The following is a 20,771-nucleotide window of genomic DNA, read 5'->3' as shown; positions in this document are numbered from 1 at the left end:
TTCTATGCAGGCAACAAGCCGTAGCGCCAGCCCTTATCCCTGGCATTGCGCGACAACACCAACCACGTGAGCAGGATCATTCCCGCCTCCGCGAAGATGGGCGTCATCCAGATCCCGCGTTCGCCGAAGGCGAAGGGCAGAACGAATGTCAACGGCAGGGTGAACAGATAGGACCGCGACAGGCCGAAGATCGCACCGCGTTTCGCATCGCCGATCGATTGGAAATAGGACGACAGGATGATCGCCTGGCCGAAGATGAAATAAGCGCCGATTGTCCAGGGCAGGATGCGGCCAACCTCTTCGACGATCAGGGGATCGGCGACAAAGATCGAGCCCAGATGCCCCGCCAGCAGTTCGACGACAAGTTCGACGGCGGCGCAATAAACCAGGGCCGAGATCATGGCGATGAGAACGCTATGACCGACGCGAGCCGGAAGCGCCGCACCGTGATTATGGCCCGAGATGGTCTGCAGCGCGATGCTCAAGCCGAGCAGCGGCAGATAGGCGAAGGTCATGATCCGCGTGACAATCCCGTAGGCGCCAACGGTCGCCACGTAATCGCCCTGATGCCAGATCGACAGGTTGAAGAGGATCGCTGCCGAACTCAGCGAAATCCCGATGAAGCCGAGGCTCATCGGTGCGCCAAAAGCAAAGATGCCGCGCCACTCGCGAACATGCGATGCCATGTCGACCCAAAGGCCGCCCGGGCGACGCAGGCGATAGACGATCACGATCGACAGGCAGATGAACTGCGCCAGGATCGAGCCGCCGGCGGAACCGACCACGCCCCAATGGGCGACGGCTATCAGCAGCCAGTTTGCCAGGATGTTGAGCAGCGTCGAGGCGAGCGTCACCAGCGTCATGAAGCCGAGCTTTCCTTCGCAACGCAGCCCATCGAGATGCAGCGAGAGGAAGAAGCTGATCGGCGCGAAAGCAACCATGACGCCCATGAAAGCCTCGCCGGAACGGGCAACCTCCGCGTTTCCTGCCGCGGCGACGGAAATGAACTGCCGGGCCGCGAGCCAGTAGACGAGGTTTACGATGACAACGACGGCGATCGCCAGCGTATGGGCGCCCGTAAACACGGACTTCGCCCCTTCGCGGTCTCCGGCTCCGAGACGGCGGGCAAGAATGCTCGCCATGCCATTCGAAACCAGCGTCTGCAGCGCGACTAGCAGCATGAGCGCTGGAAAGATGAGGCTGACAGCCGAGAGCGCGTCGGCTCCGACATAGACGCCGAGGAAATAGGCGTCAACGACGGCGAAGAGGCCACTGACGGTGGTGATGATGATGATCGGCGCTGCTGTCTTGGCAAAGACGCCTGGCAGCCAGCCGGTCAGGAACATATTGGTTTCAGTATGACGTGTCATGGTGGTACCCACACAGAATCGCTCGTTATTGGCGAAGATAGCGGTCTATCGATAGAAGATGAATGTCAGATGTCGAGAACGAGATGCGGTATGCCGTTCGACGTCTTGCGTGGCGAAATGCCATCGGCATCGACCTGGGCGTTGATGCGCTGGCGGAATGCCGAGAAGCTCTCGAACTCCACCACATCAACCGGTTCGTCGAAGTGAATGGTGATCCGGTAGAGCCCGCCTGACTTCGCCGACATCGCGAGAACCTTGCCGGTGAACGGCTTGTTCAGGTAGCGCCCGCGAACGGCCGAGCCGACATCGAAGGGCGCATCAGGCCCATCATTGGGTTTGGCCGCAAGCGCCGAGAGTGTGTTCCAGTCGCGCAGCCCATGTTGCTTCGCGATCAGTTCCAGCGCCGTCGAGTGGCTCATGTCGTTGCCGCGCTCGGCCATGGCCTGACGCAGACGTCGAGCCTGAGCCTTCAATTCATCTATGGACGGATACGTCATCATAGGATCAGCCTTTGCTAAGGCACGCAATTACGACCGTGAAACGGAGCTCGCATTACCGCCAGTCAGCATGCCTCAAATGGCTGTGACCAAGAACAGCGAGGACTTCACCTTGGATTTTCATCCGCGAGCGGCAGGCGCCTCGAACCGACAGGTCGTATGATCCAAGCCGATCCCGCTGTCAAGATGCACCCAAATCGGCACAAATGGCGAACCCGTTAAAATTCTATCAATGGAATTGACGCTTCGGCAAAATCTCCGTGCAAGGTTGATGCGGTAACCGAGATGAATTCGGTCTGTTCTTCAACAGGGAATGACAATGCTTCGCGCAACGCATCTGGCGAAAGTCAAATCCGAAGTCTATGAGCGCAGCTGGGAACGTTTCTTCGTCCAGCGGCCTGCACGGCTCGTGGCCGTGCGTCCTTGCCTTACCGGCATCTCCGTGCGCAGCGCCGAGATCGTCGATATCTCGCGTGGAGGCGCCAGCTTTGTCGTCGGCACGACCGTCGGCCTGCCGACTCACTACTATCTGAACATCCTCGGCCTCGCCTATCGCATCGCCTGTGCCGAAGTCAGCCGCAACGGCAATCGCGTCCATGTCCGCTTCATCAACCTGATCGAACCGGAAACATTGCGACGTGTCGTGCGCGCCGACTTCATGATCGGCAATGTCGAAGCGCTGGCTGCACGCGGCATGAGGCAGTAGGCGTATTGGCGAGAACTGGGAACGCAGCTAGGGCTGCGTTCGGGTTTCTGTCTGACAAGCGGCCCTGCTGGCGGCGCCTAGGATGATACAGCGGCGAGAGCGATCAATGTGACAAAGACGCTCAAAGGCGCAAGGTGCGAATATTCGCGGTGACGTAGGACGCTTAGCAGCGCGGCGGCGACGATTGCAGCCCCAAGCACTATCCCGGCTGTGCGGCTAACAGGAAACGCTATCATTGCGGCGCTGACTATCTCCAACCCACCGGCGACAATGCCCCACCAGGGCGGGTAGCCCCAGCGAACGAAATCGTTTCGCGTCGCGGAGCTGCGGATCACATTTGCAAGACCTGCGCCGGAGAATGCGACAACCAAAAACCAGATTGAAAGAATATGAACCATCTCAGTGCACACCGATGAGCATGGGGATGGCAGCCAGGACCATAATCACCGCCGTAAGGCCGTGAATGCCGAAGGCACTTTTGCTGGAGCCTTTCGCTGCGAGAATGAGCAGCATGTCGCCGATCGGGATGATCGCTTCGACCAGAAGGACGATGCCGATCTCCCTCTGAGTGCCCCACACCATAAATGCAAGCACGAGCAGTCCCGCCACGATGTCGCGAACTCCCTTGAGGCGCAGCCACCAAGGGATATTGGGGCCATCGTCAGGAAGCGGCAGGCCAAAACCGCGCATCATGGTCATTGGGCTCGCGATATAGCCGGTGCCAATCGCAATAATCGCGAGAGCCACAAGCAGCGCGATCCCGTTAACAAGCCAGTCCATCTTCAATACTCCTAGCGTAGCAATATAATCTATCATCGCTAGATGATGACTTAGCATTGCTAGTTAGTCAAGCGATGCTATAATTCAAGTGCGCATTTGCCGTGCGGACATGGAGCTTTTGGGATGACTGTCACAGACCGGAAAATTCGGGAACGAGCCGAGCGCGAAGATCGCATCGTTGCTGCAGCACGCGCGATCGCGGAAAGCGAAGGATGGGAGGCCGTCACCATTCGCCGGCTGGCTAACGAAATCGAATATAGCCAGCCCGTCCTTTATTCACATTTCGCGAGCAGGGATGCCATCGTTGCGGCGGTTGCCGTGGRAGGTTTCAAGGAGCTCGCAACCGTTCTTCGTGCGGCAGCGCATGCGGCAGACAGACAACGCGACGCCCTCATGAGGGTTGCCACGGGCTATTTTGCCTTCGCACTCAGTCGCCCGGCACTCTACGATGCCATGTTCATCCTGCCGACCCAATTGCTATTTGCCGAAGCGGAAACGCGAGCAGAACTTAGGGACGGCTTCGAAGCGATTACAGCAGTGGTGTCGCCGTTCTGCACGGATGTGGAGATTGCAACCGAGACTTTCTGGGCAGCCCTTCACGGGCTTGCCGAGCTCGAACGATCAGGCCGCGTGAGGCCCGGCATGCATGAGAAGCGCATCGCGCTTGTCGTTCAGGCCATCATCAACGCTGAAAACGCCGCACCGAACTAAAGAGCTCATGCCATTCGGTCGCGGCGTGCCAAATGCCGCTATCCGGAAGCGGCGCTTTTCTGCTCTTGCAACCACCCGCCAAGCGCCTATTCTGCCGCACCTTGCAACTGAATTCGGGAAACAAAGCCAGCATGTCCGCCTTCTCGCGCTTCACGCCGCTGATCAGCGCCCTGCCCTCCACCGTCCCTTTCGTCGGCCCCGAAGCGCTGGAGCGTCAGCGTGGACTGGCGGTCAAGGCCCGTATCGGCGCCAATGAAAACGGCTTCGGGCCTGCGCCCTCCGTCATCGCGGCCATGCGTGAACGTGCTGGCGATATCTGGATGTACAACGATCCGGAGAATTTCGAACTGAAGCATGCGCTCGCAACGCATCTCGACATCCAGCCGGCCAATATCGCCGCCGGCGAAGGCATCGATAGCCTGCTCGGCCTGATCGCGCGCATGGTTATCGAGCCCGGCACGCCTGTCGTCACCTCGCTCGGCGGCTATCCCACCTTCAACTTCCATGTCGCCGGCTTTGGCGGGCGTCTCGTCACCGTGCCCTATGTCAATGATCGCGAAGATCTCGACGGGCTGCTCGAGGCTGTGAAGCGCGAGAACGCGCCGCTCGTCTATTTCGCCAATCCCGACAATCCGATGGGAAGCTGGTGGGAAGTCGAAAAGGTCGTCGGCTTTGCCCGCGCACTGCCGGAAAACTGCCTGCTGATCCTAGACGAAGCCTATAGCGAAACCGGACCTGCAAGCTCGCTGCCTGCTATTTCGGCCCTGATCGATCTGCCAAACGTGCTGCGCACCCGCACCTTCTCCAAGGCTTACGGTCTTGCCGGCGCCCGCATCGGCTATGCCATCGGCGCGCCCGAGACGGTGCTGACCTTCGACAAGATCCGCAACCATTTCGGCATGAACCGGCTGGCGACCGCTGCCGCCCTCGCCGCGATAAAGGATCAAGCCTATCTCACCGAGGTGGTCGGCAAGATCCAGACAGCGCGCGACGTTATAGGGACGATAGCTCGCGACAACGGCTTGCTACCTCTCGCCTCCGCCACCAACTTCGTCGCCATCGATTGCGGCCGCGACGGCGTCTATGCCCGTGCCATCGTCGACGGGTTGATCCAGCATGGCGTCTTCATCCGCATGCCGGGGGTAGCCCCGCTCAACCGGTGCATCCGCGTCAGCGTCGGACCGAAGCAGGATCTGGATCTCTTGGCTGAAGCGCTGCCCAAGGTGCTGAAGGCGATCGGCTGATCTTCTGAGCGATTCTGGGCCTTGCTGAATTGCGAAGTTATAAGTCGCTCATGTCGTCTTGCCAGAACCGCTCTCCGCAAGCGTCAAAATGCGCGGGGATTATTCCGTCGTCCGCGTCGTAGATATACAGCGTTATCGGACACCGCTGCTGGTTCGCCCACTGGATTGCTTCGTGAACGGACACGTCGTCCCGGCTCGCGTAGTCGATGGTCAAGCCGGGTGGCGACTCATCCGCCACATCTGCGTCTGCGCAGCTATTGTCATGCTCTACGGCTTCGATGATTGCGTTCACACGCTTCCAACGATAGCGCCGCTTTCGTCGATCGATGACATTCCAGATCATTGGATTTGCGCGTCGTGTCGCGCTGATAATTTGGCTAAAACCGTCAATGCCTTAGCGACTTTGAAGCACGAGCGATAGTCTCCACCGCCATATTGCCCAACACATCGACGTCGTACGCCGGCGGCATGAATGGAGTGGGGCCTGCATAGTCCAAAACGACGAAACCGCGCCAGCCTTATGCCGGCTGATCGCGGTTTTCATCATTCGGCTGGCGTCTCCGTCGTCCGCCGACATCCCCTCCGTCGAGGTCAGTCTTCATGTCGCACTTTATGCGGCACGCTTCAGTGCGTCGTCATCCACTCGCGAGCGGCGCGGAGGGCGGTTGCGAGCTGCATCTTAGTCAAGGTTGCCGCGACGTCGGCACGAAGCTCGGCAGCCCGCGCGCTGCCACGAATGGCAGCGATATTCAACCATTTATGGGCGGCAACGAGGTCTGCGGAGCAGCCCCGGCCAGTCGCATAGTTCACGCCCAGTTCGCAAAGGGCATCGGCGCTATTGCCACCCAACATGGCCATTTCAGACATCGGTGTTTCGAAGCGTGCCATCGGTTTTGTCCCTGTTTACTTACGTTTGCATCAGCCCTGTTTTCCGTCCGAACCTTGCCGTCATTCGCGGCTTTCCGGTTCTTCCGGTCGGCGGGTTTGCCCCGCTCGTTTGATGGCTTCACTATCGCAGACGGCTTTCAAAAAACGGCTAAAATGCATGCTTAATTCGATGCAAACAAAGTACAAATGCTTGGTAAACTTCGGTTTTTGTTAAACATCGCTTCCCTTGCAAATTAAGGACTTTTGCGCGAGCTTTACCTTTCGTTAAGATCCGGATTTAAACCCTTCATTCACCACGAAAAGAGCTGCAATAATCAGATGCGGTGTTTTTTCGCGCCTTGCCGAGGCCCTGCAACAGGGCATTTGCGCCTGAAATCAGTATTTACCTTTACGTTAGCGTCAGATAACTTCGCCCTATTCCCGGCGTTCGAGCCGGGCGGCGTCCGGGGAGGAACATCACTATGATCCGTGCCACCATTCTTGCTACGGCATTGCTCGCAAGCGCCAGTGCGGCTCTTGCCGAAGAGCCGATCATCGGCAACTGGAAAACCGTAGCGGGCGACACCGCCGCCATCGCGCCCTGCGGCGACAGCTACTGCGTGACGCTGAAGACCGGCAAATATGCCGGCAAGCAGATCGGCAAGATGCAGGGCAAAGGCGGAAGCTATACGGGTGAGTTGACCGATCCATCCGAAGACAAGACCTATAGCGGCTCCGGCACCGTGAGCGGCAATACCGTCAGGATGAAGGGTTGCGTTTTGAAGGTATTCTGCAAATCGCAAACATGGACAAGGCTTTAAAGACCTTCGGCTCCAAGAAGAAGCCCGGCCTTATGCCTGCCCGCCACCTTTCGGGCAGGATTTTTGCTGCGTGTTGCTAGCGGTAAACGCACCCTCAAGTCCGGTAATATTTCTGAACGCCGGATGAACCGGCATCTCAGCACCTGTTCAGCCTGACCATGGCAAAACAGTGTCCAGTATGGGGCACGGTAGGGCCAGGAACATGGATTCGATCATCATCGCACGGCGCTTTGTAGTTATTATGCTGTTTGCGGCCGTCTTCGCATTCAGCTTTTCGGTTGCGGTCGAACATGCCGGCCGCAGCGGCGCACAATCGCATTTTGGGGCAAGCTTCACCTGCGTGCAGACCGGCACGCCCTACTGCACGACAGTACAATAAACAAGTGCTGACGCACCTCGGATGACCGGGGTGCGAATCCCGCAAGAACAAAATAGCTGAGAAAATCCAGAGCCGCCTCTTGCAACGTCGTTTGCTTGTTAACAACGACACTCTATAATGGCTCATGAGCAACCGAATCTCTCCTTTTTCGCCCCTCGACATCTCCTCCCCCAGCCCGTTCCAGCCGCGGACATTCGATGATCCGGCCAAGGCGGTCGAAGCGCTGACGGAGCTATACGAACGCAATACGGCGTTCCTGATCGACAATTTCACCAAGCTCGCCAAGGGTGCGCCGATCACGGCGCGCTATCGCGCCTTCTATCCGCAGGTCAGCATCGAGACGACAAGCTTCGGCCATGTCGATTCCCGCCTCTCCTACGGCCATGTCACGGCGCCCGGCGTCTACACGACGACGATCACGCGGCCGCATCTCTTCAAGCATTACCTGAAGGAGCAACTGACGCTGCTGATGCGCAGCCACAACGTTCCGGTTGTCGTGTCCGAGTCGACCACACCGATCCCGCTGCATTTCGCCTTTGGTGAAGGAGCGCATGTCGAGGCATCCGCCAGCGTGTTCGAGGATATCCCGCTGCGCGATCTCTTCGATACGCCTGACCTCAACACCACCGATGACGAGATTGCCAACGGCGAATATATCCCGCCGCCGGGCCAGCCCTCGCCGCTTGCCCCGTTCACGGCACAGCGTATCGACTATTCGCTGGCCCGTCTGGTCCACTACACGGCGACCAGCGCCGCGCACTTCCAGAATTTCGTGCTGTTCACGAACTACCAGTTCTATATCGACGAATTCTGCCAATGGGCCCGCGATCTGATGGCGAGCGGCGGCGACGGCTATACCGAATTCGTCGAACCCGGCAACATTATCACCAAGGCCGGCTCCAGCCAGCCCGAAGGCGATGTGACCACACCGCGGCTGCCGCAGATGCCGGCCTACCATTTGAAGAGGAAGGGCCATGCCGGCATCACCATGATCAATATTGGCGTTGGCCCGTCCAACGCCAAGACGATCACCGACCACGTTGCGGTGCTGCGCCCGCATGCCTGGCTGATGCTCGGCCATTGCGCCGGTCTGCGCAACAGCCAGCGGCTGGGCGACTATGTGCTTGCTCATGCCTACATGCGCGAGGACCATGTTCTCGACGACGACCTGCCGGTCTGGGTGCCGATCCCGGCGCTCGCCGAAGTGCAGGTCGCGCTGGAAGCAGCCGTTGCCGAAATCACCGGCTACGAAGGTTTCGAGCTGAAGCGCATCATGCGCACGGGCACCGTCGGCACGATCGACAACCGCAACTGGGAGCTGCGCGATCAGGCAGGCCCCGTGAAGCGGCTATCTCAGGCCCGCGCGGTCGCGCTCGATATGGAATCAGCCACGATCGCCGCCAACGGCTTCCGCTTCCGCGTTCCCTACGGCACGCTGCTCTGCGTTTCGGACAAGCCTTTGCATGGCGAACTGAAGCTGCCAGGCATGGCGACCGCCTTCTACCGTACTCAGGTGAACCAGCATCTGCAGATCGGCATCCGCGCCATCCAGAAGCTGGCCGCCATGCCGCCGGAAACACTGCATTCACGCAAGCTGCGCAGTTTCTTCGAAACGGCCTTCCAATAGGGCCAGAGCTTCTGCCCTACCGCCCGTCTGTAGGCACCGAAACTACCTTTGCAACGGCCGCGACTTGCGGCCGTTCGTCGTTTGGCTGCGCACCCAAACTCAAGCACAGGATCAAGAAGGCAAAGCCTACAAATCCGATCCAGATGCGGTACACGACTCTGCCGGCATCGGCCGCCTCCAGCAGCTCTTCTTCCTTCAGCGTCTTCCTTTGCCAATAATGAACGATTGCGGCTTCCAGACTGTACATCTCCGTCACTCCTTGTCGTGATGACGGAACTGGTCGACCGACGTCGGGCTTTTTCGACAGCGGCGGAAATTTTTGCCATGCTGCCAATCTGGGTGTCGATTTGCGCGAAAGCCGCTCGTCTAGAGCCGTCAGCAAATTGAAAGAGGAGACGCTGCGATGAAATATCTCTGCCAGGTCTGGTTCGATGGCACGGCGCTCGACGTCATGACCAAGGAGGAAAAGCACAAGCTCGATTCGGATTCGCTCGGCTATGACCGCGATCTGATGGCAAGCGGCAACATGATCCACGCCGAAGCGCTGCAATCGCCGCGATCAGCGGTGACGGTGCGGGTCCGCAATGGCAAGGCCGCGGTGACGGATGGTCCCTTCATCGAAACCAAGGAGTATCTTGGCGGGTTTATTCTGATCGACGCGAAGGACCTGAACGATGCAATCCGCATTGCCGCCGGCATTCCGCTCGCCAAGCTTGGCGCAATCGAGGTACGCCCGATCTATTCTTTCGGCCCGGACGTTTGAGGAGATCCCATGGGTGCGCGGCGGCCTCCATTTTTGCAGAATGAATGGCTGTAAATTAACGCCCATATTGTGAGGCCCCGATGTTCAAGACCGAAAAAGCCGCGATCGCCATTCATACCAATCTTGGCGCGATCTTCGTTTCACTGGAACTGAGCCGTTCGACCTGGCTGATCACGTCGCTGTCGCCGGGGAATGGCGAGAAGATGTCCAAGCACGCTTTGAAGGCAGGAGACGTCGCCGGATTGTTCAATCTGCTTTCGAAATTGCGGGATAGATGCCGGGCCAGAACCGGGGACGCCTATCCTATCGTCACCATTCAGGAAGCCGGACTCGACGGCTTCTGGATCCATCGCGTGTTAGAGAAGGAGGGGATCGAAAGTCATGTCGTGGACGCGGCTTCGATCGCAACATCGCGGCGCCAGCGGCGGGTGAAAACGGATCGTATCGATGGTGAGGCGCTGCTTCGGGTCCTGATGGCGTATAAGAGGGGAGAACCCCGCGTGTGCTCTATGGCGCGGGCACCATCGCCTGACGAAGAAGACCGGCGGCGGATTGGCCGGGAGCGCAAAGCGTTAACAGCCGAGCGTGTCTCCCATATCAACCGGATAAAGGGACTGCTGTTCTCACAAGGCATCACCAATTACGAGCCAATGAACAAGGACCGGCGGCAGCAGTTGGAAGTACTGCAGACTGGCGACGGGCATGCCTTGCCGACGCATATGAAAGCGCAGATTGCTCGGGAGCTGGATCGGCTGGAACTTCTGCTTGAACAGATCAGGACAGTCGAGGACGAGCGCGACGCGCTCATCGCTGCGCAGACTGCGGAGATGAAGCCTTCACCGGTCACGATGCTACTTGAGCTCAAGGGGATCGGCACCGAGTTTGCAAACATCTTATGGGCGGAGGGTCTGTTCCGGCATTTTGACAACCGCCGCCAGGTCGCCGCCTATGCTGGACTGGCTCCAACACCCTGGCAAAGCGGAACTATTGATCGGGAACAGGGCGTTTCGAAAGCAGGTAATCCCCGGCTGCGGGTGACATTGATACAGCTGTCCTGGCTGTGGTTACGGCACCAGCCGGATTCGGCGCTGAGCCAATGGTTCAATGCACGCGTCCATCGCAACGGTGGACGTATGAAGAAGTCGACCATTGTCGCACTGGCGCGCAAGTTGCTGGTCGCAATCTGGAAATACGTTGCCTCGGGTGTCGTCATTGAAGGGGCAATCATGAAGAGAGCTTGATTGTCACCACACATCACCCATTACGAAATCTACCGGGATTCTCATCAATCCTGGCGGATCCGGGTCGGCGAACCGCATGCCACCAGGGCGAAATGCCGGTAGTGGAGAATGGTCTCGTCGTCCTAAGCCCTACCCGCCGCAAGCGGGATCCTGGTGCGGCCGCAACAGCGCCGACCGAATGTGAGGTTGATCAGGCTCAGCTAACCGAGCCGTGTCATGCAGTCGGGCTTGGAACCTGGAGCCGATACCGTGAAGAGGAGAATAGAAGTGAATGACTTGACGCAGGCTTTCCCATGTGAGGTGGCATGAAAGAGGCCCCGCCCGTTGAGAGAACGGATCAGTGAGATGCAGGTAATGATCGAGGGACAGTCACGCTTCCAGCCTTTCGGCCTAGCTTATTGGGGTTCGCAAAATCTCAACAAGGGAGTTGGAAGCATGACTGCCTCTTATGATTACCATATCGGCGTCGACTACCACAAATCCTATAGCCACCTTGTGGTGCAGGACAGCAGTGGCAAGACGCTGCGATCCGGCCGCGTGAAGAACGATCGCCAGTCGCTCGGTGGATTTCTGGAACGCTATCGCGAGAACAGCCACGCGGTTGTCGAGGCGACGCGCAACTGGATGGTGATGTACGACTGGCTCGACGACATTTGTGATGATGTCATTCTCGCCCATCCGTTGAAGGTCAAGGCGATCGCCGACGCCAAGATCAAGACCGACAAGATCGACGCGACGGTGCTGGCGCATCTGCTGCGAGCCGATCTGGTGCCTGAAGCCTGGGCGCCGAGCGAGAGAGCGCGAGACCTTCGCGTCGCGCTGCGCGAGCGGATGTTTTACGTGCGGCTGCGCACGATGACGAAGAACCGCATCGTCACGGTGTTTGATCGTTATCCGGAGCAGACGGCGCAGTTGAGGAAGCTCGGTGATCTGTTCGGCAAGGCCGGCCGCATCCAGTTGGCGCAGGTCAACGTCTCAGAGATCGACCGCATCCAGATCGATCGTGGCCTCGCCTTCATCGGCGACATCAATGAACGCATCAAGCAGTCGGAAGCGACGATCCGAGCGATGACGAAAGCGAACGCCAATGTGAAGCGGTTGAAGACGATCCCCGGCATTGGTGAGTTCTTCGCCCGGCTGATCGATGCGGAGATCGATGACATCAACCGGTTCCGTAACCCGAAGAAGCTTGCCGCTTATGCCGGGCTTGTGCCGTCCACCTATTCGAGCGGCGGCAAGACCTTCCACGGCAAGATCATCAAACAGGGCAACAAGTGGCTGCGCTGGGCTTTCGTGGAAGCTGTCGCGCCGGCCATCGCTACCGATCCGCAGCTTCGAGCTCAATACGACCACCTGAAGATCAGAGGAACAAACAAGGCGCGAGTGGCGATTGCGCGCAAGCTTTTGACGATTGCCTTCCAGATCCTGCGTGACCAGCGCGCCTATGAGCCGCGCGACACTAGCACCACGGAAGACGCGTCGACGATATCCCGGTTGTCCTGATGGTTGCCTAGCGAGCCCGGCAGGACTGGGCTGCGCTCATAATGGAGAATGGGAAACCGGGAGCCGAACGCCACTCTGTGACCGAAGCCGAAAAGCAGACCGGCGTTAGGGTCACGAATTGGAGAATGGTTGAAGGACCGAAGGACATCTTTGTCCTGCGGAAGTGAGACGTTTAGCCGATCGGCCAAAATGCCGGTCAAATAACAACTGAACCCAAGGAAAAGCCCGCAAATGCTGGTGTTTTTGCCCCTTGTGTTCTTTCATTGGAGGCAACCATGAAATTTCTTTGCCAGGTCTGGTTCGAGAGCGCAGAAATCGCCAAGCTTTCCGAAGAGGAAGGGCGAAAGCTGACGCAAGATTCGATCGACAACGACAATCGGTTGCGCAACAGCGGCCATATCATCGTCGCCAATGCGCTGCATGAACCGAAGGCTGCCAAAACGGTTCGGGTGCGCCAAGGCCAGGCCGCTGTCACCGACGGCCCCTTCGCGGAAATGAAGGAGCATCTCGGCGGCTTCGTGCTGATCGAGGCGAGAGACATCGAGGAAGCGACTGAAATCGCCGCGACCTTCCCCGTTGCCCGCTACGGCATGATCGAGGTTCGCGGCGCCTACGACATCCGCTTTCCGGACGAATAGCTGGAAGGGAGAACACATGCGGTTTCTATGTCTAATCTACACATCCATTGACGTCGACGGACGTCTGAATCAAAGCGAGATGAACCATCTGATCGGAGAGCATTTCGTTTATGACGAAGGCCTGCGACGGGACGGCAGCCTGCTTCTTTCGGATGCGTTGGAACTTCGAAACAAATCGATCGTCATCCGGCCGCATGGCAAGACCTTTTCGGTGACGGACGGGCCATTTGTGGAAACCAAGGAATATCTGGCCGGCTTCTATGTCATCGACGCGCCGGATATGGAGAGCGCAGCGGAGATTGCCAAACACATCCCATCGGCGCGCTACGGCGCCATCGAGATCCGGCCAGTGCGGACCCTGACCCTTAAGGGAGACCTTGCGGAGATATCCTGACGCCGTGCCAACGAACCAAACCATCGACAGCATCTATCGCAGCCACTCGCGCCGCGTGCTGGCAACGCTGATCCGTCTGCTCGGCGATTTTGACCGGGCCGAAGAAGCGCTTCACGATGCCTTTGCGGCGGCGGCGCAGCAATGGACGCAGGAGACGATCCCGGCCAATCCCTATGCCTGGCTTGTTTCGGCCGGCCGCTTTCGCGCCATCGACCACATCAGGCGCCGGACACGCTTCGATGCCGCGCGCTCGGACATTGCCGACAGCCTTTACCCGGAGGGAGAGGCGATGGAGACCACGGAACCCGAAGAGATCGAAGACGACATGCTGCGGCTGATCTTCACCTGTTGCCATCCCCTGGTGCCCGCCGAGGCGCGCATGGCGATGGCGCTGCGCGAGGTTTGCGGGCTGACCACGGAAGAGATTGCCCATGCCTTCCTAATTCCGGCGCCGACCGTTGCCCAACGCATCGTCCGCGCCAAGAACCGCATTCGTTCCGCCCGCATTCCTTATGAGGTGCCAGGCAAAACCGAATTGCCGGAACGGTTGGCCCAGGTACTGCACGTCATCTATCTCGTCTTCAACGAGGGCTATTCGGCATCGTCAGGCTCAGCGATCGTCCGCGCCGGTCTCGCCGCGGAAGCCATTCGGCTCTGCAGGCTTTTGCTGCAGCTATTGCCGGATCCGGAGATCGAAGGGCTTCTTGCGATCATGCTGCTGCAGGATTCGCGGCGGCTTGCCCGCACGGATGCCTCAGGCGATCTGGTGCTGCTGGTCGATCAGGATCGCGCGCTCTGGAATCGCAGCCAGATCCGCGAGGGTCTGCTATTGTCGGCAAGAGCCATGTCGGCTGAGAGCGTCGGCAGCTATGCGCTGCAGGCCGCGATCGCGGCAGAACATGCTCGCGCAGTAACCGCTGGCGATACCGACTGGCAGCAGCTCGTCACGCTCTACGATCTGTTGTTGATGGCCAGTCCCTCACCCGTGATCGAACTCAATCGGGCCGTGGCAATCTCCATGCGCGATGGGCCGGCTACGGCGCTTTTCATCGTCGACGGCCTGCTGCACGAAGAGCGCATGGCCCGTTATCATCTGACTCATGCCGCGAGGGCCGATTTCCTGAGACAGCTTGGACGATTGGACGAGGCGCGGCAGGCCTACGAAACTGCGCTTTCGCTTTGCCAGCAGGCACCGGAACAAGCGTTCCTGCGCAAGCGATTGTCCGAGCTGGATGACATTGCACGGTGACAATCGCGTCAGCTGCGCTTGCGCCCGACCAGCAATCCGATTGCAGTTCCCGTCAGCGCCGACACGATGATCAGCAGATGCGCATTGATGCTGGCCTGCGCGAGATTTTCGATTGCTTCCTTCGCGCTTGAAGCACCGAAGGCCATGGCGCCGGCGGTGATACCGGCAGGATAGGTGCCGACGCCTCCCGGCGCATGCACCGGAAGCACTGATGATAATTCGCCGCCGAGCGCACCACCGAAGCTTGCTGAGAGCGGAGTGACGTTCATGAGGCGGAGCGCCCAGGCGAGCACGACGACCTTGACCAGCCAGTTGACGGCGGTCGTCAGCCAGGCGCGCGCAAAGGCCCGGGCGTTGACCGGCAGGCCACGCTCCAGCTCGTGCACCAGGCCCTGCGCCTTCTTCGGCAGGATGCGGGCGGCAAGACGGATCAGCGGCCGGCGGGAGATAAACCCAGCGACGGGCAGAAGCAGAAAGGCTGCCCACACAATCCAGGCCAGGACATGATAAGACGAGGCAAGAGCAAGACCGACACCGGCTGCGGCCAGCAGCGCATGCAGATCGAGCAGACGCATGACGAACAGAGCCGATGTGCCCCGCGCCAGCGGAATGCCGAATTCCGAGCGCATCAGCACCGGGAAGCTGGTCTCGCCGGTGCGGAAAGGCATCATGATATTCAGCAGGTTATGGACTTGCGTGACACGGAACAGCGCCGTGAAACGGCCCGATGTTTCCTTTGGAAAGTAATCGTAGATGCGCCAGGTTCGCAGGAAATAGGTGCCGGTCAGAAGCGCGAGTGCCAGAAGGATCGGCAGCGCGCCGACCTTACCCCATTGCGCCAGAATGGAGCCCCAGCCCCAGAACCATTCGATGAAGGCGGCGTAGACCACGACAACGGCGAGGGTCAGCAGCGTCATTCGGTTGCGAATAAACCAATTCTGTCGACTGGCCACCATTGGAGTCTTCATGTAGTTAGGGCACCCAAATGCGAGCGGAGGCTGAGCCCGGACGTTTCGCTCGTTTCCGTCCGGCAGGTTCTGCCGGTCTTTTAGGAGAAAGAAGAGTTGCAGACAACGGCAGAGTCGACCCTCCCCCAGGCCGATGCGGCAGACCAGCTGGAGCTTTCGCTGGTTGTGCCCGTCTTCAACGAGGAAGAAAGCGTCGGTCCGCTGATCGAGCGTATCTGTACGGCAATGACCGGCTTTACCAAGCCCTGGGAACTGATCCTGGTCGATGACGGCAGCACGGATGCGACGCTTGCCAATGCGCGCCGGTCGCTGACACGCGAAGGGCTGATCCTGCGCATCGTCGAACTGCAGCGCAATTTCGGCCAGACGGCCGCCATGCAAGCAGGCATCGATGCCGCCAATGGCCGCCTCATCGCCACCATGGACGGCGACTTGCAGAACGACCCGAAAGATATTCCTTCGATGGTCGAGGAACTGGAACGGCGGCAGCTCGACCTGCTCGTCGGCTGGCGCAAGAACCGCCAGGACGGCCTCCTCCTGCGCAAGATCCCCTCCTGGTGCGCCAACTACCTGATCGGCCGCATCACCGGCGTCAAGCTGCACGACTATGGCTGCAGCCTGAAAATCTATCGTGCCTCGATCATCAAGCAAGTCAAGCTGATGGGCGAGATGCACCGCTTCATTCCGGCCTGGGTCGCAGGCGTCGTGCCGAGCTCGCGCATCGGCGAAGTTCCCGTCACGCACCATGCCCGCCAGCACGGCACGTCGAAATATGGAATTTCGCGCACCTTCCGCGTCATTCTCGATCTGCTCTCGGTGATGTTCTTCATGCGCTACAAGGCGCGGCCGGGACATTTCTTCGGTTCGCTCGGCCTCGGTCTTGGCGCGCTTGCAGCGATTATCCTGTTCTGGCTGTTCATCGACAAGTTCATCTTCGGCGACGATATCGGCAGCCGCCCACTGCTGATGGTCGGCGTCGTGCTGCTGCTGTCGTCGGTGCAGATGATCACGACAGGCATTCTCGCCGAAATGATCGCCCGCATCTATTATCGCGACGATCTCTCACCGAACTACATCGTGCGCAAGATCTTCGACCGCGAGCATCAGGACGTTTAAGTTTCCGATCGGAAGCTGGACTGCTGACTTCGTGATCATGCCCTCCGTGCGCCGTCCGTTGGCGCACGGCCGTCGTTGAAGCGAAGTGCCGCTTACGAGCGCGTGTCAGCCCAGACGACATCGAGCGCTTGCCGCGCGATCCGTACCATCGTATCCACTTCCTCATGACTGATGATAAGCGGCGGCGAGGCAAGCATTCTGTCGCCGGTCGCGCGCAGCACCAGACCGTTTGCCAGGGCATGGTTGCGCACGGCCGAACCGACCGCATCCGGTTTTTCGAACCGACGGCGGGTGGATTTGTCCGCGGCAAGCTGCAAGGCGCCCATCAGGCCGACGCTGATGGCTTCGCCGACCATATCGTGATCCGCAAGACTGCCCCACGCCTTGGCGAAATAAGGACCGATATCGTCGCGGACGCGCTCCACCAGCCTTTCCTCCTCGATAATCCTCAGATTCTCGATAGCGGCAGCCGCGCAGACGGGATGGCCCGAATAGGTGAAGCCGTGGTTGAACTCACCGACCTCGTTGATGAAAACATCGGCGATGCGATCGCTGACGAGCACGCCGCCGATCGGCAGGTATCCGGAGGAAAGTCCCTTGGCGATTGGTGCAAGATCGGGCTCGACGCCGAAATGCTGAAAGCCGAACCACGAGCCCAAGCGGCCGAAGCCGCAGATGACCTCGTCCGAAACGAGCAGGATATTCCGCGCCTTGCAGATGCGCCCGATCTCGGGCCAATAGGTTGATGGCGGGATGATCACCCCGCCGGCTCCCTGGACAGGCTCGGCAACGAAGGCGGCGACATTGTCCTCGCCCAGTTCGTCGATCTTCTCTTCCAGTTCGCGGGCGGCCTTCAAGCCAAATTCTTCCGGCGAAAGATCGCCGCCCTCGGCGTACCAGTAGGGCTGGCCGATGTGGACGACGCCCTGGATCGGCAGATCGCCCTGCTCGTGCATGTATTTCATGCCGCCCATGCTGGCGCCCGCGACGGTGGAGCCGTGATAGCCGTTCCTGCGAGCAATGACGGTCTTCTTCGCCGGCTTGCCGACAGCAGCCCAATAGACGCGCGCCATGCGGAACCAGGTGTCACTGGCTTCCGAGCCGGAATTGGTGAAGAAGACATGGTTGAAATGCGGCCCGGCATGGGCGCAGACCTTCTCGGACAACAATGTCGTCGGTGTCGTCGTCGTGCCGAAAAACGTATTGTAATAAGGCAGCTCGTTCATCTGCCGCATGGCGGCTTCGGCAATCTCGGTGCGGCCATAGCCGATATTTACGCACCAGAGGCCGGCGAAACCGTCGAGATACTTCTCGCCGTTGCTGTCAAAGATATGTGCGCCCTCGCCGCGCTGGATGATCCGTGTGCCATCGGCATTCAGCTTCTTCATATCCGTGAAGGGATGGAGGTGGTGGGCAGCATCGACGGCGGCGAGATTGGAACGGCTTGGCGTGTCGGACATCTGCAAGATTCCTGTCGGATTGAAAGGCTGGCTTTGATCAGTTACGACCATGCCGTGAGCATTGGGGATTTACAAGAGCATGGCTGCCGACACCGCAACCGAAGGTAACGCGCGCATCGAGGTGCTGATAGCGGACATGAACGGCCGGCTGCGCGGCAAGCAAATTCCAATCTCAGCCGAGAAAAAAGTGTGGTCCGGCGCCGTGCGGCTGCCGACCTCGACGCAATCGCTCGACATCTGGGGCGACGACAATGACGATATCACCGGCCTGTCGCTGACGATCGGCGATCCCGACGGGACCTGCATTGCCGACAAGCGCACGCTGACCGACATGCCCTGGGCTCCGGCTGGATCGAAGCAGGTGCTGGCCACCGTGCATGAACTCGACGGCAGCCCGAGCTTTCAGGACCCGCGCGCCATCCTCGCAGCCGTTCTCGATCGCTACAAATCGCTTGGCCTGACGCCCGTCGTTGCGACCGAGCTGGAATTCTATCTGCTCGCCGGAGACTGGCGCGAAAGAGGCGTTCCCTCGCCACCGGCGGCCTTGACCTACCGGGGCGAGCCGAACGGCTTTCAGGGTTACGATATGGACGCCGTCGACCTGCTCGGCGACTATCTTGAGACGCTGCGCGGCTATGCGAGGGCGCAACGGTTGCCGGTAGACGCGACGACTGCCGAATTCGGAGCCGGGCAGTTCGAGATCAACCTGCTGCATCGCCCGGATGCACTGGCGGCCGCCGACGACTGCATCATGCTGAAGCGTGTGGCCGAGCAGGCGGCCCGCAAGCATGGCCTGAAATCGACCTGCATGGCCAAGCCCTATACCGATGAGGCCGGCTCCGGGCTGCATGTTCATGCGAGCATCATCGACGCTCAGGGTCGCAATATCCTCGATGCGGCCGGCGTCGAGCCGAAAAAGCTGAAGTCGATCTGCGCCGGGCTGCTGCAGACGCTGCAGGATGCGCAGCTGGTCTTTGCGCCTTACGCCAATTCCTATCGCCGTTTCCAGCCGGGCTCGTTTGCACCGGTCGATCTCACCTGGGGCTTCGGCCATCGCGGTACGGCCGTGCGGATTCCCGAGAAAGACGGACCGGCCGCCCGCATCGAGCACCGCGTCGCCGGGGCAGACGCCAATCCCTATCTGATGCTGGCGGCAATCCTCGGCGGCATGCTGCTTGGGCTGGAGAACGACCTCGATCCCGGCGAGGAATCAACGCCCGCCTACGTGCCGGCCGATGCGCCCAAGCTGACCCATGATTTCCTCACCGCCGTCGAGCGCTTCCGCGCCTCGCCGTTCATCGCCGATGTCTTCGGCGAGCGATATCAGAAGCTCTATGGCGATACGAAGCACAAGGAAGCGATTCGCTACCTGCGCACGGTTTCCGATTTCGATTACCGCACCTATCTGCCCCGCCTCTGACCGCCTCAGACGGCGAGGCTGTCGATCGCCCCCTCGCGCTCGACACGGGCGGCAGTTCCTTGTCGCACCATCACCCTGAGTTCGCCGGGATGCACCCTGAGCGTCACATCGCGCTCGAGCGGCAAAAGCTCGCCATCCATGACGCAGTTGGCCAGCTGGCGTAGCTTCGGAAAATGCAGGCGCACCTCGGGCGTATGCATGACCATGACATCCGTGTTGTCGCGCACCCGGCCGCGCAGCATGTCGATCGCAAGGCGGGCGACACCGAGCGGCCGCAAGGGCTTTGCCATATAGAAGCCCAGCTCGCCGCTGCGCAGACTATCGGCATAGAGCAGCGCGTTGGTGCCGAAGGGATTGTTGGAGACGGAGATCGCCGAGACATGCCGGCGTTCACTGATACCGCCGGCTTCGAAATCAACATCGAATTCAGGAGGATTGGCGATGACGCCGAAAGCAGCCCGGGTGCTGGCCGACATCTTTCCGATGCGCGAGCGATAGGTGTAGCTGTTGCGGTAGCGCACCATGCGCGCATGCAGACCCGCCGAAAACTGATGCACGAAAGCGCGGCCATTGGCGCTGCCGATATCGACATTGTCGACCTCGCCGGTCGCCAGCACGCTCAGCGTCTGCCAGATATCGAGCGGCAATCTGAGAGAGCGGGCAAAGAGGTTCATGGTGCCGGCCGGAACGACGCCAAGGGCGACGCCGTTTCTCCAGGCAATCGCAGCGGCTGCCGAAATCGTGCCGTCGCCGCCGCCGGCGATGATGCCGTCTATATCATCGCGGCGGGCCGCCCGTTCCATCGCCGAAACGATATTGCGTCCCTCCACGATCACAGCTTCGAAATCGTGACCGGCGTCACGGAAGATCTGCTCCGCCCTCTTCTCATAGGCAGCCATGTCGGTCGTTCGGAACGTGCCGCCATCACGATTGAAAAAGCCGATCAGCTTCATCGGGGCTCTTGGTCTTCTCTCAAATTCTATCTAAAAAAAGGGGCTGACGCCCCCGTGCGCTTTC

General features: G+C 59.8%; 24 protein-coding genes. 14 read left to right on the top strand and 10 right to left on the bottom strand.

What is annotated here, in order from left to right; translation table 11 throughout:
- Nucleotides 1-2: 2 nt before the first annotated feature.
- Nucleotides 3-1,370 (bottom strand): MATE family efflux transporter, encoded by a 1,368-nt coding sequence (locus tag QD461_RS03500; RefSeq protein WP_414086497.1) that lies wholly within the window; start codon nt 1,368-1,370, stop codon nt 3-5.
- Nucleotides 1,371-1,435: 65 nt separating this feature from the next.
- Complete coding sequence (locus QD461_RS03495) at nt 1,436-1,870, bottom strand: glyoxalase superfamily protein (RefSeq protein WP_414086496.1); 435 nt, start codon at nt 1,868-1,870, stop codon at nt 1,436-1,438.
- 310 nt (nt 1,871-2,180) lie between these two features.
- Between QD461_RS03495 and QD461_RS03490 the strand changes: the two genes are divergently transcribed.
- Nucleotides 2,181-2,573, top strand: coding sequence for a PilZ domain-containing protein (locus QD461_RS03490; protein ID WP_414086495.1), 393 nt, complete (start codon nt 2,181-2,183; stop codon nt 2,571-2,573).
- A gap of 77 nt (nt 2,574-2,650) precedes the next feature.
- On the opposite strand, the gene QD461_RS03485 is transcribed toward QD461_RS03490, so the two are convergent.
- Nucleotides 2,651-2,971 carry a DoxX family protein gene (locus tag QD461_RS03485; protein WP_414086494.1) on the bottom strand — a complete coding sequence of 107 codons (321 nt, stop codon included), beginning with the start codon at nt 2,969-2,971 and terminating at the stop codon, nt 2,651-2,653.
- Nucleotide 2,972: 1 nt separating this feature from the next.
- Nucleotides 2,973-3,353 carry a DUF4267 domain-containing protein gene (locus tag QD461_RS03480; RefSeq protein ID WP_414086493.1) on the bottom strand — a complete coding sequence of 127 codons (381 nt, stop codon included), beginning with the start codon at nt 3,351-3,353 and terminating at the stop codon, nt 2,973-2,975.
- A 123-nt stretch (nt 3,354-3,476) separates the two neighbouring features.
- Between QD461_RS03480 and QD461_RS03475 the strand changes: the two genes are divergently transcribed.
- Together QD461_RS03475 and QD461_RS03470 are read left to right on the top strand one after the other, a co-directional pair.
- Complete coding sequence (locus tag QD461_RS03475) at nt 3,477-4,064, top strand: TetR-like C-terminal domain-containing protein (RefSeq protein WP_414086492.1); 588 nt, start codon at nt 3,477-3,479, stop codon at nt 4,062-4,064.
- 131 nt (nt 4,065-4,195) lie between these two features.
- Nucleotides 4,196-5,308: a pyridoxal phosphate-dependent aminotransferase gene (locus QD461_RS03470; protein WP_414086491.1), complete on the top strand. Its 1,113-nt coding sequence runs from the start codon at nt 4,196-4,198 to the stop codon at nt 5,306-5,308.
- 37 nt (nt 5,309-5,345) lie between these two features.
- Here the strand turns inward: QD461_RS03470 and QD461_RS03465 are convergent, their stop codons facing one another.
- Complete coding sequence (locus tag QD461_RS03465; RefSeq protein WP_414086490.1) at nt 5,346-5,651, bottom strand: hypothetical protein; 306 nt, start codon at nt 5,649-5,651, stop codon at nt 5,346-5,348.
- Between the two features lie 281 nt (nt 5,652-5,932).
- Nucleotides 5,933-6,196 carry a sel1 repeat family protein gene (locus tag QD461_RS03460; protein WP_004121770.1) on the bottom strand — a complete coding sequence of 88 codons (264 nt, stop codon included), beginning with the start codon at nt 6,194-6,196 and terminating at the stop codon, nt 5,933-5,935.
- A 461-nt stretch (nt 6,197-6,657) separates the two neighbouring features.
- Between QD461_RS03460 and QD461_RS03455 the strand changes: the two genes are divergently transcribed.
- The 3 genes from QD461_RS03455 (at nt 6,658) to QD461_RS03445 (ending at nt 9,002) form a co-directional block, all read left to right on the top strand.
- Nucleotides 6,658-6,996: a DUF2147 domain-containing protein gene (locus QD461_RS03455; protein ID WP_414086489.1), complete on the top strand. Its 339-nt coding sequence runs from the start codon at nt 6,658-6,660 to the stop codon at nt 6,994-6,996.
- A 202-nt stretch (nt 6,997-7,198) separates the two neighbouring features.
- Nucleotides 7,199-7,375: a hypothetical protein gene (locus tag QD461_RS03450; RefSeq protein WP_414086488.1), complete on the top strand. Its 177-nt coding sequence runs from the start codon at nt 7,199-7,201 to the stop codon at nt 7,373-7,375.
- Between the two features lie 124 nt (nt 7,376-7,499).
- Nucleotides 7,500-9,002 carry an AMP nucleosidase gene (locus QD461_RS03445; RefSeq protein WP_184701386.1) on the top strand — a complete coding sequence of 501 codons (1,503 nt, stop codon included), beginning with the start codon at nt 7,500-7,502 and terminating at the stop codon, nt 9,000-9,002.
- A gap of 16 nt (nt 9,003-9,018) precedes the next feature.
- Here the strand turns inward: QD461_RS03445 and QD461_RS03440 are convergent, their stop codons facing one another.
- Nucleotides 9,019-9,249, bottom strand: a complete 231-nt coding sequence (locus QD461_RS03440) for a hypothetical protein (RefSeq protein ID WP_414086487.1) — start codon at nt 9,247-9,249, stop codon at nt 9,019-9,021.
- Between the two features lie 156 nt (nt 9,250-9,405).
- Between QD461_RS03440 and QD461_RS03435 the strand changes: the two genes are divergently transcribed.
- From QD461_RS03435 to QD461_RS03410, 6 genes are all read left to right on the top strand, one after another.
- Nucleotides 9,406-9,765: a YciI family protein gene (locus QD461_RS03435; protein WP_414086486.1), complete on the top strand. Its 360-nt coding sequence runs from the start codon at nt 9,406-9,408 to the stop codon at nt 9,763-9,765.
- Nucleotides 9,766-9,845: 80 nt separating this feature from the next.
- Nucleotides 9,846-11,006: an IS110 family transposase gene (locus QD461_RS03430; protein WP_414086485.1), complete on the top strand. Its 1,161-nt coding sequence runs from the start codon at nt 9,846-9,848 to the stop codon at nt 11,004-11,006.
- 435 nt (nt 11,007-11,441) lie between these two features.
- Nucleotides 11,442-12,509 carry an IS110 family transposase gene (locus tag QD461_RS03425; RefSeq protein WP_414086484.1) on the top strand — a complete coding sequence of 356 codons (1,068 nt, stop codon included), beginning with the start codon at nt 11,442-11,444 and terminating at the stop codon, nt 12,507-12,509.
- 275 nt (nt 12,510-12,784) lie between these two features.
- Nucleotides 12,785-13,147 carry a YciI family protein gene (locus QD461_RS03420; protein ID WP_414086483.1) on the top strand — a complete coding sequence of 121 codons (363 nt, stop codon included), beginning with the start codon at nt 12,785-12,787 and terminating at the stop codon, nt 13,145-13,147.
- A 16-nt stretch (nt 13,148-13,163) separates the two neighbouring features.
- Nucleotides 13,164-13,541, top strand: a complete 378-nt coding sequence (locus tag QD461_RS03415) for a YciI family protein (protein WP_414086482.1) — start codon at nt 13,164-13,166, stop codon at nt 13,539-13,541.
- Between the two features lie 4 nt (nt 13,542-13,545).
- The gene (locus QD461_RS03410; RefSeq protein ID WP_414086481.1) at nt 13,546-14,790 is read left to right on the top strand and encodes an RNA polymerase sigma factor; all 1,245 of its coding nucleotides are present in this window, start codon (nt 13,546-13,548) and stop codon (nt 14,788-14,790) included.
- 8 nt (nt 14,791-14,798) lie between these two features.
- On the opposite strand, the gene QD461_RS03405 is transcribed toward QD461_RS03410, so the two are convergent.
- A complete protein-coding gene (locus QD461_RS03405) occupies nt 14,799-15,758 on the bottom strand; it encodes a lysylphosphatidylglycerol synthase domain-containing protein (protein ID WP_414086480.1) in 960 nt (319 codons plus the stop codon).
- 96 nt (nt 15,759-15,854) lie between these two features.
- On the opposite strand from QD461_RS03405, the gene QD461_RS03400 reads away from it, so the two are divergent.
- Entirely contained in the window at nt 15,855-16,874 is a 1,020-nt protein-coding gene (locus QD461_RS03400) for a glycosyltransferase family 2 protein (protein WP_414086479.1), read from the top strand.
- 92 nt (nt 16,875-16,966) lie between these two features.
- On the opposite strand, the gene QD461_RS03395 is transcribed toward QD461_RS03400, so the two are convergent.
- The gene (locus QD461_RS03395) at nt 16,967-18,334 is read right to left on the bottom strand and encodes an aspartate aminotransferase family protein (RefSeq protein ID WP_414086478.1); all 1,368 of its coding nucleotides are present in this window, start codon (nt 18,332-18,334) and stop codon (nt 16,967-16,969) included.
- A 79-nt stretch (nt 18,335-18,413) separates the two neighbouring features.
- Here QD461_RS03395 and QD461_RS03390 point away from each other — a divergent pair, with 79 nt between their 5' ends.
- A complete protein-coding gene (locus QD461_RS03390) occupies nt 18,414-19,754 on the top strand; it encodes a glutamine synthetase family protein (RefSeq protein ID WP_414086477.1) in 1,341 nt (446 codons plus the stop codon).
- 5 nt (nt 19,755-19,759) lie between these two features.
- Here QD461_RS03390 and QD461_RS03385 read toward each other — a convergent pair whose 3' ends face one another.
- On the bottom strand, nt 19,760-20,707 hold the full coding sequence (locus QD461_RS03385; protein WP_184701364.1) for a diacylglycerol kinase family protein: 948 nt from the start codon (nt 20,705-20,707) through the stop codon (nt 19,760-19,762).
- Between the last annotated feature and the right edge of the window lie 64 nt (nt 20,708-20,771).

It is taken from the genome of Rhizobium sp. BR 314, assembly GCF_047445805.1.
In the GTDB taxonomy this organism is placed as follows: domain Bacteria; phylum Pseudomonadota; class Alphaproteobacteria; order Rhizobiales; family Rhizobiaceae; genus Rhizobium; species Rhizobium lusitanum_B.
The sequence above is the reverse complement of the archived record's forward strand: the minus strand, read 5'-3'. Positions and strand labels throughout refer to the sequence as shown.